The sequence below is a fragment of the Nonlabens marinus S1-08 genome (assembly GCF_000831385.1).
GTDB classification, from domain to species: Bacteria; Bacteroidota; Bacteroidia; order Flavobacteriales; family Flavobacteriaceae; genus Nonlabens; species Nonlabens marinus.
The window spans coordinates 1,776,116-1,791,265 of sequence record NZ_AP014548.1 but is presented as its reverse complement, the minus strand read 5'-3'; the positions used below and the strand labels follow the sequence as shown (position 1 = coordinate 1,791,265).

General features: G+C 39.3%; 19 protein-coding genes. 7 read left to right on the top strand and 12 right to left on the bottom strand.

What is annotated here, in order from left to right:
* Position 1: 1 nt before the first annotated feature.
* Both NMS_RS08215 and NMS_RS13925 read left to right on the top strand, forming a co-directional pair.
* Entirely contained in the window at positions 2-865 is an 864-nt protein-coding gene (locus tag NMS_RS08215) for a hypothetical protein (RefSeq protein ID WP_148311356.1), read from the top strand.
* A 76-nt stretch (positions 866-941) separates the two neighbouring features.
* On the top strand, positions 942-1,106 hold the full coding sequence (locus tag NMS_RS13925; RefSeq protein WP_158448982.1) for a hypothetical protein: 165 nt from the start codon (positions 942-944) through the stop codon (positions 1,104-1,106).
* On the opposite strand, the gene rimO is transcribed toward NMS_RS13925, so the two are convergent.
* Positions 1,103-2,407, bottom strand: a complete 1,305-nt coding sequence (rimO, locus tag NMS_RS08210; protein WP_041496271.1) for a 30S ribosomal protein S12 methylthiotransferase RimO — start codon at positions 2,405-2,407, stop codon at positions 1,103-1,105. The two genes, NMS_RS13925 and rimO, sit on opposite strands and share 4 nt — an antisense overlap.
* Before the next feature lie 76 nt (positions 2,408-2,483).
* On the opposite strand from rimO, the gene NMS_RS08205 reads away from it, so the two are divergent.
* The 3 genes from NMS_RS08205 to NMS_RS08195 all read left to right on the top strand — a co-directional run bounded on the left by NMS_RS08205 (position 2,484) and on the right by NMS_RS08195 (position 5,706).
* Positions 2,484-3,350: a hypothetical protein gene (locus tag NMS_RS08205; protein ID WP_148311355.1), complete on the top strand. Its 867-nt coding sequence runs from the start codon at positions 2,484-2,486 to the stop codon at positions 3,348-3,350.
* A gap of 130 nt (positions 3,351-3,480) precedes the next feature.
* Positions 3,481-4,707: an outer membrane beta-barrel protein gene (locus tag NMS_RS08200; protein WP_158448980.1), complete on the top strand. Its 1,227-nt coding sequence runs from the start codon at positions 3,481-3,483 to the stop codon at positions 4,705-4,707.
* A 126-nt stretch (positions 4,708-4,833) separates the two neighbouring features.
* Positions 4,834-5,706 (top strand): carboxypeptidase-like regulatory domain-containing protein, encoded by an 873-nt coding sequence (locus NMS_RS08195; RefSeq protein WP_041496268.1) that lies wholly within the window; start codon positions 4,834-4,836, stop codon positions 5,704-5,706.
* A 184-nt stretch (positions 5,707-5,890) separates the two neighbouring features.
* On the opposite strand, the gene NMS_RS08190 is transcribed toward NMS_RS08195, so the two are convergent.
* The 11 genes from NMS_RS08190 to guaB all read right to left on the bottom strand — a co-directional run bounded on the left by NMS_RS08190 (position 5,891) and on the right by guaB (position 14,084).
* The gene (locus NMS_RS08190) at positions 5,891-6,508 is read right to left on the bottom strand and encodes a DUF1684 domain-containing protein (protein WP_041496267.1); all 618 of its coding nucleotides are present in this window, start codon (positions 6,506-6,508) and stop codon (positions 5,891-5,893) included.
* Positions 6,509-6,518: 10 nt separating this feature from the next.
* Positions 6,519-6,848, bottom strand: coding sequence for a hypothetical protein (locus NMS_RS08185; protein ID WP_041496266.1), 330 nt, complete (start codon positions 6,846-6,848; stop codon positions 6,519-6,521).
* Positions 6,849-6,851: 3 nt separating this feature from the next.
* Positions 6,852-8,519, bottom strand: a complete 1,668-nt coding sequence (locus NMS_RS08180) for an amidase family protein (protein ID WP_041496265.1) — start codon at positions 8,517-8,519, stop codon at positions 6,852-6,854.
* 84 nt (positions 8,520-8,603) lie between these two features.
* Positions 8,604-9,557 (bottom strand): signal recognition particle-docking protein FtsY, encoded by a 954-nt coding sequence (ftsY, locus tag NMS_RS08175; protein ID WP_041496264.1) that lies wholly within the window; start codon positions 9,555-9,557, stop codon positions 8,604-8,606.
* Positions 9,558-9,737: 180 nt separating this feature from the next.
* Positions 9,738-9,890 (bottom strand): DUF4295 domain-containing protein, encoded by a 153-nt coding sequence (locus NMS_RS13625; RefSeq protein WP_070097868.1) that lies wholly within the window; start codon positions 9,888-9,890, stop codon positions 9,738-9,740.
* Positions 9,891-9,897: 7 nt separating this feature from the next.
* Positions 9,898-10,080 (bottom strand): 50S ribosomal protein L33, encoded by a 183-nt coding sequence (gene rpmG, locus NMS_RS08170; protein ID WP_041496263.1) that lies wholly within the window; start codon positions 10,078-10,080, stop codon positions 9,898-9,900.
* Positions 10,081-10,102: 22 nt separating this feature from the next.
* Positions 10,103-10,345, bottom strand: a complete 243-nt coding sequence (gene rpmB, locus NMS_RS08165; protein WP_041496262.1) for a 50S ribosomal protein L28 — start codon at positions 10,343-10,345, stop codon at positions 10,103-10,105.
* Positions 10,346-10,404: 59 nt separating this feature from the next.
* Positions 10,405-11,661 (bottom strand): competence/damage-inducible protein A, encoded by a 1,257-nt coding sequence (locus NMS_RS08160; protein WP_041496261.1) that lies wholly within the window; start codon positions 11,659-11,661, stop codon positions 10,405-10,407.
* Between the two features lie 3 nt (positions 11,662-11,664).
* The gene (locus tag NMS_RS08155; RefSeq protein ID WP_041496260.1) at positions 11,665-11,997 is read right to left on the bottom strand and encodes an Hpt domain-containing protein; all 333 of its coding nucleotides are present in this window, start codon (positions 11,995-11,997) and stop codon (positions 11,665-11,667) included.
* Complete coding sequence (locus tag NMS_RS08150; RefSeq protein WP_041496259.1) at positions 11,994-12,608, bottom strand: fumarylacetoacetate hydrolase family protein; 615 nt, start codon at positions 12,606-12,608, stop codon at positions 11,994-11,996. Before NMS_RS08150 ends, NMS_RS08155 begins: the two co-directional genes overlap by 4 nt.
* Positions 12,609-14,084 (bottom strand): IMP dehydrogenase, encoded by a 1,476-nt coding sequence (gene guaB, locus NMS_RS08145; RefSeq protein WP_041496258.1) that lies wholly within the window; start codon positions 14,082-14,084, stop codon positions 12,609-12,611.
* A 41-nt stretch (positions 14,085-14,125) separates the two neighbouring features.
* On the opposite strand from guaB, the gene NMS_RS13920 reads away from it, so the two are divergent.
* Positions 14,126-14,290 (top strand): hypothetical protein, encoded by a 165-nt coding sequence (locus tag NMS_RS13920; protein WP_158448978.1) that lies wholly within the window; start codon positions 14,126-14,128, stop codon positions 14,288-14,290.
* An 88-nt stretch (positions 14,291-14,378) separates the two neighbouring features.
* Positions 14,379-15,128, top strand: a complete 750-nt coding sequence (gene rluF, locus NMS_RS08140; protein WP_041496257.1) for a 23S rRNA pseudouridine(2604) synthase RluF — start codon at positions 14,379-14,381, stop codon at positions 15,126-15,128.
* Positions 15,129-15,150: the final 22 nt, after the last annotated feature.

Below are 15,150 nucleotides of genomic sequence, written 5' to 3'. Positions count from 1 at the left end.
TATGAAGACAATTAAGCTAACTACATTGCTCGTCCTATTCTTTGGGAGTTTGAGTTTGATCAATGCTCAGGATATTAATCTCACCCTAGGTGGTCAATTTCAGTTTACTGAACTCAACACTGAAGGCATCCTTAGCAACACTAGTGTTGAGCCAGGTGCCGGATTAGAATTGGGGGTCAATCTATCCTTATCTGAAAACTGGAGTTTGAACAGCGGTTTGGGTTATTCCTTCCAGCGTTCAAGATCTGCCATTAGTAATTTATCGGGTGTGCAAAACAATGCCCAAGATCTAGAAGGTGAAAACTTTAGGTTTATGTATCAGGTTTCTGGATATTCTGAAGTTCAAGAATTCCAAAACCTGTCCATACCTCTCAACGTGCAGTTCGAGACCACTGGACATACACGCTTTTATGTGAGAGCTGGTGCATCTTATAATCTAATTATGAATGCGTCCCAAGATTCTCAAGCTCAAAGGTTGACGACGTCTGGATTTTTTGAGAGGTTCAATGGAACATTGACCGCGCCAGCTTTTGCAGGTTTTGGCACCTACGGTCCAATTGATTTTGCAGAAAGAGACGTAGAACTCAGCAACAGTATCAATGCGACTCTAGAATTGGGAATAAAGGAAACCTTACCTAACAATGCATTTATATACTTTGGTGCGTTCGTAGAATATGGACTCAATGACATCAAGGAAGATGCACCTAATGCTGGAATATTGAGCTTCAATAGTACTGAGCCAACTAATTTTATTAGCAACGGCGTACTGCACGCCCAAAACAATGCTGGTAATGAGTACATAAACGAGGCAAAGTTATTCTTTACTGGAGTTCGGATCAGGTATCAATTTGGATCTGGGAATTAATTTACCTCAGCCACTAACCAAAAAAAGGCTCGCTTATAAATGCGAGCCTTTTTTATTGTTTTGCTATTTTTACAGGATGAATACAGATTGGATCTACATAGGTGCAGTAGTACTAGCTTTTTTCATCTTTCTAGGCTGGAACAAGTCACGTCAAACCTCAGTTAAAAATCGCAAACGACGCAATTTTAAGCAGAGCTTTAGAGAACGCAAAGCGGAGCGTAATGAAGAAAAAGAAAATTAAGCTACAGGTACTGCATACAGGTCAAAGTCTTCAGCATCCACTATTTCAACATTGATAAACTCCCCAACGCTACAATAGTGATGACCCGCATCTATTAGAACCTCATTATCCACATCAGGACTATCAAACTCGGTTCGACCTACAAAATGGTTTCCACGTTTGCGATCGATCATCACCTTAAACTGTTGTCCAATTTTTTGCTGATTCAGCTCCCAAGAGATTTGAGATTGAATTTCCATGATTTCATTAGCACGTTCTTGCTTAACTTCCGCAGGAACGTCGTCTTCTAGGTTGTAAGCATGTGTATTCTCTTCATGAGAATAAGTAAAACAGCCCATACGTTCAAAGCGTTGGTCTTTGACCCATTGCTTTAAAATCTCAAAATCCTCTTCGGTTTCTCCTGGATAACCTACAATCAAGGTTGTTCTTATGGACATTTGTGGTACGCTTTCGCGAAAGCGATCCAGCAACGCATTCGTCTTCTCAAAGGTAGTTCCACGTCGCATGGATTTTAGAACTGGCGTAGAAATGTGCTGCAGTGGTATATCTAGATAATTACAAACCTTAGGTTCCTCATTCATCACATCGAGAACATCAACAGGAAACCCAGTTGGAAACGCATAATGCATGCGGATCCATTCGATGCCTTCCACTTTAGCCAATTCTTTCAAAAGATCTGCAAGGCGGCGTTTTTTATAGAGATCTAAACCGTAATAGGTCAAATCCTGAGCGATGAGAATCAATTCCTTAACACCTTTAGCAGCTAGTTTTTCTGCCTCGATGACCAAATGCTCTATAGGTGTACTCTTGTGACCACCACGCATTAGGGGAATCGCACAAAAGGAACAAGGTCTATCGCAACCTTCAGCAATCTTGAAGTACGCGTAATTCTTTGGTGTTGTAGTGACACGCTCGCCTATGAGTTCATGTTTATAGTCTGCACCTAACGCTTTAAGTAAAGAAGGTAATTCTGTAGTTCCAAAATACTGGTCTACATCTGGGATTTCTTTTTGAAGATCTGGCTTGTAGCGTTCTGACAAACAACCCGATACAAATACTTGATCTACCTCACCGCGGCTCTTGCGGTCTACAAAATCAAGGATGGTATTGACAGATTCTTCTTTGGCATTGTCAATAAACCCACAGGTGTTGATCACGACAATGTTGCCTTCTTCCTCATGGACCACGTCTTTACCACTGGCTTTCAGTTGCCCCATCAACACTTCACTGTCATAGACATTCTTAGAACATCCTAAGGTGATGACATTGATACGATTCTTCTTTCTTGATTTTGTTCTCATAGCGGCTGCAAATTTACGACAAATGTGGCCGTTCACTTTAAACAGCTGACGGGATTAAGTTATATATCTTTAGCTCATGAGATTATTAATTTTCTTGCTGGCTCTAATAATGACGAGTCTGTCCTGCGAGGCACAACGCAAGATTCGAGGTGTGGTCTTAGATTCTCTAGGAGAAGGTATTTCATACACCTCTATTAAAAACGTCAGCTCTAAGAAAAAGATTGAATTCACTGACAATAAAGGCAGATTCTTAATTCGAGCAAAAGTAGGCGACACCCTGAATATTGAAAATATCTATTATGAAAATTTACAATATGTAGTAACTAATACTAATAACATTGAAATTAGGCTGAAGTTGATTCCTGGTTGTGTGCTAGTGATAACAGAGTATTACAAGCCCAAAAAAATTGGCGTTAGTTATGGATCCAATTATGGAACAACTGGCATTTATGCTAATACTGGTTATCTAAACATATTAGCGGATACAGATATAAATTTAGGATATGCAACTGATTTTTCCAGCAACGATCGTGCAGACGTAACTATGGAAAAACATTTTAGATTAAGGAACGATTGGGATTTATCTACCACTATAGCATTCCAAAAAGCAGACTTTAAAGGAAATCAATTTTTTAATTACCAATTGATTTTAAATCCAGGTACAAACTACCGTATTTTTAAATGGATACCTTCAATTGTACTGGCTCATCTCAACTATAACGCTAGCGAAAACATAGAAAGTTTTGGCTACGGTATAAAACACTCTATCTATATACCTTCTGGCATATGCTTCAACGGTTCCTTTGTAAAATATAGAGATTTATATCATTGGATTTTAGGTACAGAGTATAACAATCGTATAGTTGACATTGGTTTGCAATATGAGGATCTTGAAGCCTACAATGAATTTTCTATTTATTTATCTAAAACCATACGTTTTTAAGAAAATCCCGCTTTCGCGAAAGCGGAAACTTAAGATCAACAGTTTACCTTGTTTATTTTAAAAACCTATGTTTCGAAATTGAAAATCCACATACAGTATGTATTTTGGACTAAATTTTAAAATATCAACTTTGAAAAAAAATTACCTCATACCAATAGTTTTATTGTTAACCGCGTTTTGTGGGGCTCAAACGACACAAGTTCCCGGTTACATCATCAAAGAAAACGGAACTAAATCATCCGTTTATTTTGAAAGATCTAATTATAATGTGACTCCTGAAATGATTTATTATGCAACTAGCAAGGGAGGTGATCTTAATGGATATGAGATTGATCAGATTGAGGAATTTGGTTACGATGATAATTCCGTACGATTTAAAAAGTTTAAGGTTCAAGTCAACAAGAGTAGTTTCAAAGAAAATGATGCTTCACCAGGAAAAGACCCAGTATTAAAGAAAGAAACTATCCTCTTAGAACAGATAGTGGAGGGAGCTATTGATCTTTACGCTTACAGAACAAGTAGAAACACCAGCTATTATGCAGCTAGAGAGATGCAGACACCAGAGCTACTTGTCTATAATGTTTATTCAAACAGCGTAGAAGGTATTTCTAAAAACACCGACTACCGAAGAACCCTTTTTGAAGGATACGGTTGTGACAGTTTCATTTCGTCCATCATTGCAGATGTGGATTATGATGAGAAGGATCTGACAAAATATATTTTAAAGACTAATGAATGTAACGGTGCACCAGCTGCTGTCTTCGAAACGCAGAGCAATTACAAGCCTTGGTCTATACTCGTTGGGCTTGCAGTCAATTTTAATACAATCACGGCAGACTTCACAACAGCCATTAGAGGTGACGCAGAATTTGGCGGGACCAGTTTTTCACCTAATTTGAGAGCTGAATATAACCTTGACCCGGCTAACAACAAGTTTACTTTAGTGGGGGAACTAGCTTATGCATCATTCAATGATACTGCTATATATTTTGAGAATAATCAATCAGATTTTAATAGACAAGAAACAGAAGCGGAGATAACATATAATACTTTGAGTATAGGTATTGGTCCTCGATATTACATTTATGCTAGCGACAATTTAAGATTTTATCCTGGCGTGCAAATTCAATATAACTCGGTTTTGAGTTCTTCAGAATTATTATATGATGAACCTGCTAGAAATAGGGTTTTCGCGACAGATTTTAGTTTCAATATTTTAGCTGGAGTTGAAATAAGTAGAAAAATAAGCGCTGAAGTGAAATTGCGTTTACGAAACAGTTTTACGACAGCAAACGCTTCACCTGCAGAACTTGTAGGTACCATATCATCCGTCGGCCTAGTTTATCGCCTATTATAGGTTTCTGAAGAAAGTGGATTAAAAGCCGATGATTTTTTTCATTGGTCTTTTTTTAATACTTAGAATAATGTGTCCTATTAATGATCCTTTAAGTTAGGAGAACTTAAACTGTATTTATTTTTAAGTATGCTTAAAAAGCCTTTTTTTCTTACAATATTACTGATATGTATTGGTCAATGGGCGGCTTGCCAAAATAGTATCACTGGAAAAATTACAGATATTGATGATGAGCCAATACTAGGGGTTACTATTAAAAATTTAAAAACTGAAGAAAAGGCGACCTCTGATTTTGATGGTAATTATTCTATTCACGCACAACCAACAGACACGCTGCTGTTTAAATTTTCAGGATACGAGAGTCGAAGTATTGAGGTAAGTGATTCAAATGTTATAGATGTTGAATTAAAAGTTAATGAGGATCTTGTAGTGATACATTCTCATCATAATCTTTACAAAATCAGTCCCCATTATGGTATTAATTATAATACCTATGGATTCACGTTTCAAAATCTGTATGATCAGATTCCGGGTGGGCTGAATGCAACTCTTGCCTATTCCACAGATTTTAATAGAAACAAAAATGCTATTATACAACTTCAGAAATATATACAATTAAATGCTCCCATCTATCTCAGTTTAATTGGAACTTTTGAAAAGGCAGCTTTTAATGGCAATCAATATTTTAGTTATAAAGTAAAATCAAGAATCACACTGAAAAATTCATCTGCATATAAGCTTGGAACATTAAGTGTAATTGTTGGCCATTTGAATTACAATGGTGACCAAAGGACTAATAACATCGGTTTCGGTTTGGGGTATAGTAATTATTTTTTAGGAGGTTTTGAGATTTCCACAGATTTTATTTATTGGAATCAGTTACATGAATTTAACTCTAGGGCTTCTTATTATTTCAGGAGATGGAAGCCTTATGTTAGCTATAAACATGTGGGCAAATATGAGGAGTTCCAAATTGGAATAGGATATACATTTGTTTTATGAAAACCAACTTACCTAATACCAAACCTCGGAGTTAGCTAATCACATTACTCTAAGTGAATTGATTCTTTGAAGTCCTATCTACAAGCTGGTGTCGATAAAAACAATTTGTCAATAGTTCTCTTTCGCGAAAGCGTCATAAGAATCAAAATTTAGCTTTTCTAAGAAACTTAGAATGATAGTTACTCTACTTTTTAATCAGCTTGCCGTGAAAACCTGTCTTTACTCCCGCCTCAATAGCAAAGGGTAATTTGTTTTCTTTAGGGGGAACTGGACAGGCATAGCGATCACTATAGGCGCAATACGGGTTGTAAGTGTTGTTAAAATTGAGGACTAAGGTTTCCTCTAGCGGTGCGCGCAATTCCATATAGCGCCCCATTTTGTAGGATCCTTTACCATTCGTTTCATCTGTAAAATATACGGACAGGTAATTGTAATACTCTGGATCATTCTTTAAATTCTCCGCTTGCAATACGAGCAACTTATGTTGTTTCCCTTCATACTGGAAATGAAGGTAGCCATACTTGGTGTAGGTTTGGATCAAGGGTTTAGAGGTGTTGAGTTGCATTTCTTGCGTATTGTCTAATGCCTCAAATCTTGCTTCAATCACAAAATCTGGATTGAAATCGTAAAATTTTAAGGCTTTAAAATTCACCTTATCCATTCCCGATAAAGGCGGATTGTCTGCTGCTTTATATTCTCTCGATAACTCATTGCGATATTCTTGAGACAACTTTTCATAATCTTGAGCTGAAACTATGCCCACTGAGGTAAAGGCTAAGAATAGCCAATGGAAATTTTTCATAATGTATTTATTACGACCAACTCCAAACCCACAAGGCAATATCCTCATAATAGACTCTAGCGCCTATCATAAGGATTGCACTAATGGAAGGAATGATCCAGTTGTATTTTTTAAATAAGATGATTGCTAGGTTAACCCCTCCCAAAACCAAATGAACTGCAGCCAAAAAATAAAGCGGCATATACCCATTCGACGGCGCCATAGGATTCTCACTTAGCGGATCGCTAATGCTTTTTGCAATGACTGTAGCTACATAGAAAGCACCATAAATCGCCACAATTTTAGTGAAAATGCGCAGGCTTTTAGGGGTAAATAAAGGTGGTTTGTTATCTTGTGACATGGGTTACTTTTGGTAGTCTGTCGGCATTTGTCGCTTCTTACTTACGCGTTCATAACCTGCTCCCCATCCTAACAATTCTCTATCCTTTCCTGAGGGTGCAATAAAGGTCAAACCATATGGCTTTCCATCTTTATCATAACCCATAGGAACTGTCATAGCAGGGAAAAAGCCCACCGCGGCAACTCCTGCGGTATAGTTATTAATAGAAAGGATCCCATCTAATTCATAGCGTTCGAAGTACCCATTCAAATACTCTTGAGCTGTTTGTGTCATTTCAGCTTTGAATGCTGCAAATTCAACGTCTGTCATTTCAGGTTCGTCCATGATGCCTTGAAATAAACGTTGACCGTAAGGCATTGCTCTTAGAGAGTCTTTAAGATTTTCCTGCATGACTTGATACACATCCCAGCTGCTATACTTTGAATTACCTGCAGTTTTGAAATATTGAGGTAAATCCAGCTTCATGTCTGCGTTAAGCAGTTTCAAAAATCCATTTAAGCGGACTTCCTTAGGCTCTAATTCTACAATAACAGCTCCTTGATTTTTGATATCTTGGATAGCAGCAGCGTATAAGGGGGTTTCTAAGAAGTTTTTAAATACACCAAACCTCTTTCCTTCTAGGGAGTAAGACTTTAATTTAGGAATTAATTCTTTTTCCAAAACATCTGAATCTGCTCCTCGCATAGCGTTCAATAAAATAGCAGTATCCACTACATTCTTAGCCATGGGTCCTGCTGTATCTAAATAACTAGAGATAGGAACAACGCCTTGTCCTGAAATTGTACCTACCGTAGGTTTCAATCCAACAACAGAGTTTTGGGACGCTGGAGAAAGTATAGAGCCGCTAGTTTCAGACCCTACCGCAGCTACTGCAAAGTTTGCAGCAACCGAGACGCCGCTACCACTACTGGAACCGCCTGTATCGAAATATTTTCTCTTGTAAGGACTTAAGGTTTGACCACCTACAGCGCTATACCCGCTGGGACAATCGCCACAAAAGAAATAGGCCCACTCGCTTAGGTTTGCTTTACCCAAGATAATCGCTCCCGCATCTTTAAGATTTTTAACGAGTTGTGCGTCGTCTGTTTGGTTGTCAATTAAGACAGCTGCTCCAGCCGTTGTAGGTATGTCAGCGGTATTGATGTTATCCTTTAATAGGATAGGCATTCCAACGATGCTGTAGGGGTCCAATGTCTCGCCATTCTCTTTCATTTTCTCCAAACGAGCATCTGCCTCTCTCGCTTGTTCTAATACCTTTGGGTTAAGTGCAATTACGGAATTCAAAGAAAGATCGTTGTTCCTGTCGTATTTGTAAATTCTATTTAAGTAGTACAAACTGAGCTCTTCATAAGTAAACTTGCCATCGTAGATCGCTTTTTGTATTTCAGGAATACTCTTTTCTAGAACAAGTTTATTTAGTAGCTCAACCGTTCGAGTGCCATTAGAAGAATTAGTACTGAAGTCCAAAACCTGTTGTTCTAGGCCTGCAAACACATCCTCTCTCGTAATGTATTTAGAGTCCAGTACCTTCAACTCTAATGGGGTGAGCGTATCTATTTGTTCTGGTTGATCTTTTTCTGCGGCTTTTGACCCAGTGGTAGACGTAGTTTCAGAAGTTTTACAAGCCAGAAAGCTTAAGCTAAAAGCGAATAGGAGTACTAATTTTCTCATGAGTGAATCTTTGTCTAAAAATAAAACACTCCAGAGAAACCTGTTGTTCTCTGGAGTGTTTTTATTGATCGAAGAATAAATGTGCTAATTGAAGAAACTATCTACAAACTCGACTTTATTGAACACTTGTAAATCTTCCATTCCTTCCCCTACACCTATGTAGCGTACTGGAATTTGAAATTGGTCAGAGATGCCTATTACCACACCACCTTTTGCGGTGCCGTCTAATTTAGTTATTGCTAGTGATGTCACCTCTGTAGCTGCTGTAAATTGCTTGGCTTGCTCAAAAGCATTTTGACCTGTAGACCCGTCAAGAACTAACATCACATCGTGAGGCGCTCCAGGAATCACCTTTTCCATGACTCGTTTGATCTTAGTCAACTCGTTCATCAGGTTGACTTTGTTATGCAGCCTTCCGGCTGTGTCTAACAACACGACGTCTGCTTTACTAGCGACGGCACTTTGTAAGGTATCAAAGGCCACGCTGGCTGGATCACTTCCCATTTTTTGTTTTACGATATCTACTCCTACGCGATCAGCCCAGATCTGTAATTGGTCCACCGCGGCGGCTCTAAACGTATCGCCCGCACCTAAAACTACTTTTTTGCCTGCCTTTTTAAGTTGATGGGCAAGTTTTCCAATGGTAGTCGTCTTTCCTACACCGTTCACCCCTACAATCATTACTACATAAGGGACGTCTTGTTGGGGAATAACAAAATCAGTAGCATCACCGCTATTGACCTCACTCATCAATCCGGCAATTTCTTCCCTCATGATTTTATTGAGTTCTTCCGTTCCTAAGTATTTATCTCTAGCGACGCGCTCTTCAATCCTGTTGATTATTTTAATGGTAGTAGCAACGCCTATGTCGCTAGACACTAAAACATCTTCAAGGTCGTCTAAAAGATCATCGTCTACTTTAGACTTTCCAGCTACAGCTTTACCTAATTTATCCATAAAGCTGGATTTAGATTTCTCTAAACCTTTATCCAGACTTTCTTTCTTCTCTTTGGTAAATATTTTTTTAAAAAAACTCATAGTAATCCGTTGGTTAGGCAAAGTTAACATATAGCGAGGTATCCATACTTATGAAGAAAAAAGTTGATGCCGCTTCTTAGAACACACCACTAGTTGATGGCTTCCAGCCGCTGAGAAAACAATTCAAAAAAAAGACCGCGCTGCTAACGCAACGCGGTCTTATCATCTTAACTAACCAACTTATTTCTTTTCCAAGAAATCGTTTACTAATTCAGGAGCCATGATAGCGCTTACAAATGTATAAGCACCAGTCTTAGGCGACTTCACCATCTTGATGGCTTTAGTTAATCTTTTTGACCCAGATTGAAGGGTTGCTATGGATTTCTTTGCCATGTCTTAATTATTTAATTTCTTTATGAACAGTCATTTTCTTCAAGATCGGGTTGAATTTCTTGATTTCAAGACGATCTGGAGTATTTTTTTTATTCTTCGTTGTGATGTAACGAGAAGTACCTGGTTGTCCAGTAGCCTTATGCTCTGTACATTCCAAGATTACTTGTATTCTATTGCCTTTCTTTGCCATCTTAGTGCTATTCTATCAGGAATTACTTCTTGGAAATTAAGCCGTTTGCACGAGCTTCTTTAACCATGGCAGTAATGCCTTTTTTATTGATGTTCTTTATCGCTTTAGCAGAGACACGCAAGGTGATCCACTTATCTTCAGTTGGAAGGTAAAAACGTTTTTTGAACAAGTTCACGTTGAATCTACGCTTCGTTTTGTTCATAGCGTGAGAAACATTGTTCCCAGACATCGCTTTTTTACCAGTAAGTTCACAAACTCGTGACATGATTATCTGTGTTTAAAATCGGAATGCAAAATAACGAATATAAATTGGAACACACAAACCTATTTTGCCTGTAATTTTAATATTTCTTTTTGCAAGAGTTCAAATGCCTTGTTGACGGTTTTCTGAATTACACGTTCTCGGTGGTTTCCCATCATGAATTTAATCGCAAACGACTCATCTTCAGTAGAAATACCTATGAAGACAGTTCCGACCTCTGCATCACTATCTCCTTTACTGGGTCCAGCGTTGCCCGTAGTGGACACCGCTATATCTGAATGAAATTTTTTACGCGCCCCTACAGCCATAGCTATAGCGACTTGTTCACTAACTACTGTATGTGTATCAATTACCGCTGGATCTACATCTAGAAGGTCAATTTTTGAACGAGTTGCGTAGGTCACTGAAGCTCCCATAAAAAATTGAGATGCGCCAGAATGCTCTGTCAATTGCTGCGCAATTTGACCGCCTGTACAGCTTTCAGCTACTGCTAGTGTTAATCCTGATTTTTTGAAAAGAGCAGACACTTGTTGCGCCATAGAATCTTCATTACTTTCTCCTATAATGATGTCTTCTATCAATTCATATAAAGCAACCACTTGATCATCTACTGCATTTATCACTTGATCCCTGTGGCTACCTGTACTGGACAACCGCAAGCGAACAGACCCTAAACTAGGCAAATACGCGAGCTTGATATGAGGCGGCAGAGCATCCTCCCAAGCCTCTACCCTCAATGCAATGGTACTTTCACCTTGACCTGCTGTAAGTATAGTACGGTGGTATATATAAGGCAGCCCTGCTGTTTTGCTTAACAATGGTAACACCTCATCGCCCATCAAAGACTTCATCTCGAAAGGAACTCCAGGCATAGAAACGAAAATTGTATTATTTCGCTCCAGCCACATTCCAGGAGCTGTACCGTAAGCATTCTTTAAAATAGTAGCTTTGGACGGCACCATCGCTTGCAATTCGTTAGCTGGCACAATCGCATCCTTCACATATTTTGCAAACATTTCTCTGATGTGCTGCAAGACTTCTTGGTTATGTACCAGATGGTCGTCAAAATATTCGCAGATAGTAGTTTTGGTGATATCGTCTTTAGTAGGCCCCAAACCTCCTGTGACCAGCACTAAGTCTGATTGTTGTTCCGCTTTCGCGAAAGCGGACAAAATATGATCCCTATCGTCCCCTATAGAAATGATCTCAAAGACAGAAATGCCAATTTTATTGAGTGCGCTACCCATCCAAGCGGAGTTGGAATCCACAATCTGGCCTATCAAAATCTCGTCACCTATAGTGATGATGGTTGCCTTCATGACTTAAAAGTCCTCTTTAAGCTGATCGACTGCTTTTTGTAATTCTTCTTGAACCCGCATGAAATGCTCATTGATCTCCATCTCGTCCTCAGACTTTCCCCATGCTTCTAGCACTAGGACATCGTACAAACAGGATAAGCCGAACATATCTACCGTAGGCTTGATCTTGTGTGCATACTCATGCACGAGACCTCGATCATCGTTTACTACAGCCATGGCCAATTGTTCTAAATCCATGGGAATCTCTTCGATAAAGGTTTCTACCATAGCTTTTATAAAGTCAGCGTCGTCATCGGACAGCTCGCGAACCTTACTTAAATCATATGCTTTACTCATTTAATGCGTATTTGAAATTGTTCTTCACCCGCTAAAACTCCTCTCAACTCATCGTCTGCTACTACTCTAGAAACTCCTGCTGGCGTGCCGGTAAATATAAGGTCTCCTATTTTAAGGGTGAAGTATTGAGAAACGTATGCTATTAGTTCATCGATCTTCCACAGCATTAAGTGGGTATTCCCATCTTGTTGAAGTTGGTCGTTTTTGTACAGTTGAAATGGTAGATTATCAAGGTCTCCTAGATCTTCTTTTTTTAGAAAGTTTCTAGAAACTACGGTAGCTCCATCAAATGACTTTGCCTTTTCCCAGGGCAACCCTTGATCTTTTAGTTTTTTCTGTAAATCCCGTGCTGTAAAATCAATGCCGAGACCGATTTCCTCATAATATTTATGAGCAAATTTTTTCTGAATGTGTTTCCCTAGTCGATTAATCTTTACAACGACTTCCACCTCATGATGTATATCGTCAGAAAACTCTGGTATGAAAAACGGGTTTTTATCCAGTAAAATAGACGTGTCTGGTTTCATAAACACCACAGGCTCTTCTGGACGTTGATTGTTTAGCTCCGCAATATGATCAACATAATTGCGGCCTATACAAATAATCTTCATCTAGTTACGGCTGTAATTAGGTGCTTCTTTAGTAATGGTCACATCATGCGGATGGCTCTCATGAACTCCTGCAGCTGTGATTTTTACAAATTGTCCTTTTTCTTTCAAATCCTCAATGGTTCCTGCACCGCAATACCCCATTCCTGCTCGCAATCCTCCAACAAACTGTGTCATGCTTTCCACAAGGTCTCCTTTGAATGGTACACGTCCTACAATTCCTTCTGGAACTAATTTTTTGATATCGTCTTCTACATCCTGGAAGTACCGGTCTTTAGATCCAGTTTGCATAGCTTCTACAGATCCCATACCACGGTATGATTTATACTTACGACCATCATAGATGATAGTCTCACCAGGAGATTCTGTAGTACCGGCAAGCATAGATCCTAACATCACACAATCTGCTCCTGCAGCGAGAGCTTTAGGAATATCACCTGTATAACGAATTCCACCATCTGCAATGACTGGAATTCCAGAACCTTTCAAGGCATGTGCTGCTTCCATCACGGCACTTAATTGAGGGAACCCAACTCCAGCGACCACACGGGTCGTACAAATAGATCCTGGACCTATCCCCACTTTTACGGCATCAGCACCGGCATCAGCTAAATATTTTGCTGCAGCTGCAGTTGCAACATTACCAACTACAACATCTAGTTCTGGAAAGTGTTTTTTGACATCTTTAAGCACATCTACCACACCTTTAGTATGACCATGAGCCGTATCAATTACTACCGCATCTACACCCGCATTGACTAAGGCTCGAGCGCGATCTACGGCATCACCCGTCACACCTATAGCCGCTGCGACCCTTAGGCGGCCGTACTGGTCTTTATTGGCATTAGGTTGCAAGGTTAATTTAGTGATATCTCTAAATGTGATCAGACCAACCAGTTTGTTATCGTCTGATACTACTAAAAGCTTTTCAATTTTATGTTCTTGTAAAATCAATTCTGCTTGCTGCAATGAGGTTCCGGCTTTAGCAGTGATCAAATTTTCAGAGGTCATTACTTCCGTTACAGAGCGGCTGTCTTTCTTTTCAAATCTTAGATCTCTATTGGTAACGATTCCCTTGATAAATCCATCTGCATCAACAATCGGTATCCCGCCTATGCCATGCTCACGCATGCTGGCTTTAGCATCCCCTATAGTTGCTTTTTCAGTAAGTGTAACTGGGTCGATGATCATTCCACTCTCTGCACGTTTCACGCGACGTACTTTTTGAGCTTGTGCTTCTATGGACATGTTCTTATGAAGAATCCCGATTCCACCTTCTTGCGCCATAGCAATAGCCATGCGGCTTTCTGTTACCGTATCCATAGCAGCAGATACAATAGGAACATTAAGAGTAATGTTGCGGGAAAATTTACTTTTTATACTGACTTCTCTAGGTAATACCTCGCTGTAACCAGGTACTAAAAGAACATCGTCGTAAGTGAGGCCTTCGCCTACAAACTTAGCATCGTGTGAGATCATTGCAATTGAATTTAATTGCACGCAAAGATACTATTTAAATATTGCCTATTACCTATTGCCTATTGCCTATTGCCTATTGCCTATTGCCTATTGCCTATTGCCTATTGCCTATTGCCTATTGCCTATTGCCTATTGCCTATTGCCTATTGCCTATTGCCTATTGCCTATTGCCTATTGCCTATTGCCTATTGCCTATTGAAAAATAAAATTTGAAAATGGAAAGCTGCAGCAAAAAGCTTTTTTTCTACAAAACTTCTCCTCTCAATCCTGCATTGCCTTTAGTACCTTTGCCATATGTCTAACGGAATTAGAATCAACAAATATTTAAGCGAGCAAGGATTTTGTTCCCGCCGCGCTGCCGATAAATTAATCGAGCAAGAACGAGTAACCATAAATGGAAAGTTGCCAGAACTAGGAACTAAGGTTCACGCAGCTGATGAAGTTGCTGTTGACGGAGAAAAGATATCTAACAAAAAGGAAAAGCCAGTTTACATTGCATTTAATAAACCTGTAGGTATCGTATGTACTACAGACCGCCGGGTTGAAAAGGACAACATCATTGATTTCATCAATTATCCTACCCGTATTTTCCCCATAGGTCGATTAGATAAACCAAGTGAAGGTTTGATCTTTCTAACTAATGATGGAGACATTGTCAATAAAATCTTGCGAGCCAGAAACAATCATGAAAAAGAATACATCGTCACAGTCGATCACAGTATCAATGAACGGTTCATCAAACGTATGGGAAGTGGTATTCCCATTCTGGATACCGTAACCAGAGATTGTGAGGTAGAGCAAATAGGAAGAAAAACGTTCCGGATTGTATTGACTCAAGGATTGAATCGTCAGATACGTCGCATGTGTGAGTTTTTAGATTACCGGGTAACCAAACTAAAACGCGTCCGTATCATGAATGTCTCACTCGACATGCCGGTAGGGCACTACCGGGAATTAACTGATGAGGAAATGGCAGAAATCAGAAGACTTACTGAAGACAGTGATAAAACCTATGTTCCTTCCCCAGAAGATGATCTGGACTAGCTCAATCAAGATTGTTTAAGCA

Coding starts and splice junctions, on each gene's coding strand:
- NMS_RS08215 (WP_148311356.1), top strand. CDS start 2: ATGAAGACAATTAAGCTAACTACATTGCTCGTCCTATTCTTTGGGAGT.
- NMS_RS13925 (WP_158448982.1), top strand. CDS start 942: ATGAATACAGATTGGATCTACATAGGTGCAGTAGTACTAGCTTTTTTC.
- rimO (WP_041496271.1), bottom strand. CDS start 2,407: ATGAGAACAAAATCAAGAAAGAAGAATCGTATCAATGTCATCACCTTA.
- NMS_RS08205 (WP_148311355.1), top strand. CDS start 2,484: ATGAGATTATTAATTTTCTTGCTGGCTCTAATAATGACGAGTCTGTCC.
- NMS_RS08195 (WP_041496268.1), top strand. CDS start 4,834: ATGCTTAAAAAGCCTTTTTTTCTTACAATATTACTGATATGTATTGGT.
- NMS_RS08190 (WP_041496267.1), bottom strand. CDS start 6,508: ATGAAAAATTTCCATTGGCTATTCTTAGCCTTTACCTCAGTGGGCATA.
- NMS_RS08185 (WP_041496266.1), bottom strand. CDS start 6,848: ATGTCACAAGATAACAAACCACCTTTATTTACCCCTAAAAGCCTGCGC.
- NMS_RS08180 (WP_041496265.1), bottom strand. CDS start 8,519: ATGAGAAAATTAGTACTCCTATTCGCTTTTAGCTTAAGCTTTCTGGCT.
- ftsY (WP_041496264.1), bottom strand. CDS start 9,557: ATGAGTTTTTTTAAAAAAATATTTACCAAAGAGAAGAAAGAAAGTCTG.
- NMS_RS13625 (WP_070097868.1), bottom strand. CDS start 9,890: ATGGCAAAGAAATCCATAGCAACCCTTCAATCTGGGTCAAAAAGATTA.
- rpmG (WP_041496263.1), bottom strand. CDS start 10,080: ATGGCAAAGAAAGGCAATAGAATACAAGTAATCTTGGAATGTACAGAG.
- rpmB (WP_041496262.1), bottom strand. CDS start 10,345: ATGTCACGAGTTTGTGAACTTACTGGTAAAAAAGCGATGTCTGGGAAC.
- NMS_RS08160 (WP_041496261.1), bottom strand. CDS start 11,661: ATGAAGGCAACCATCATCACTATAGGTGACGAGATTTTGATAGGCCAG.
- NMS_RS08155 (WP_041496260.1), bottom strand. CDS start 11,997: ATGAGTAAAGCATATGATTTAAGTAAGGTTCGCGAGCTGTCCGATGAC.
- NMS_RS08150 (WP_041496259.1), bottom strand. CDS start 12,608: ATGAAGATTATTTGTATAGGCCGCAATTATGTTGATCATATTGCGGAG.
- guaB (WP_041496258.1), bottom strand. CDS start 14,084: ATGATCTCACACGATGCTAAGTTTGTAGGCGAAGGCCTCACTTACGAC.
- rluF (WP_041496257.1), top strand. CDS start 14,379: ATGTCTAACGGAATTAGAATCAACAAATATTTAAGCGAGCAAGGATTT.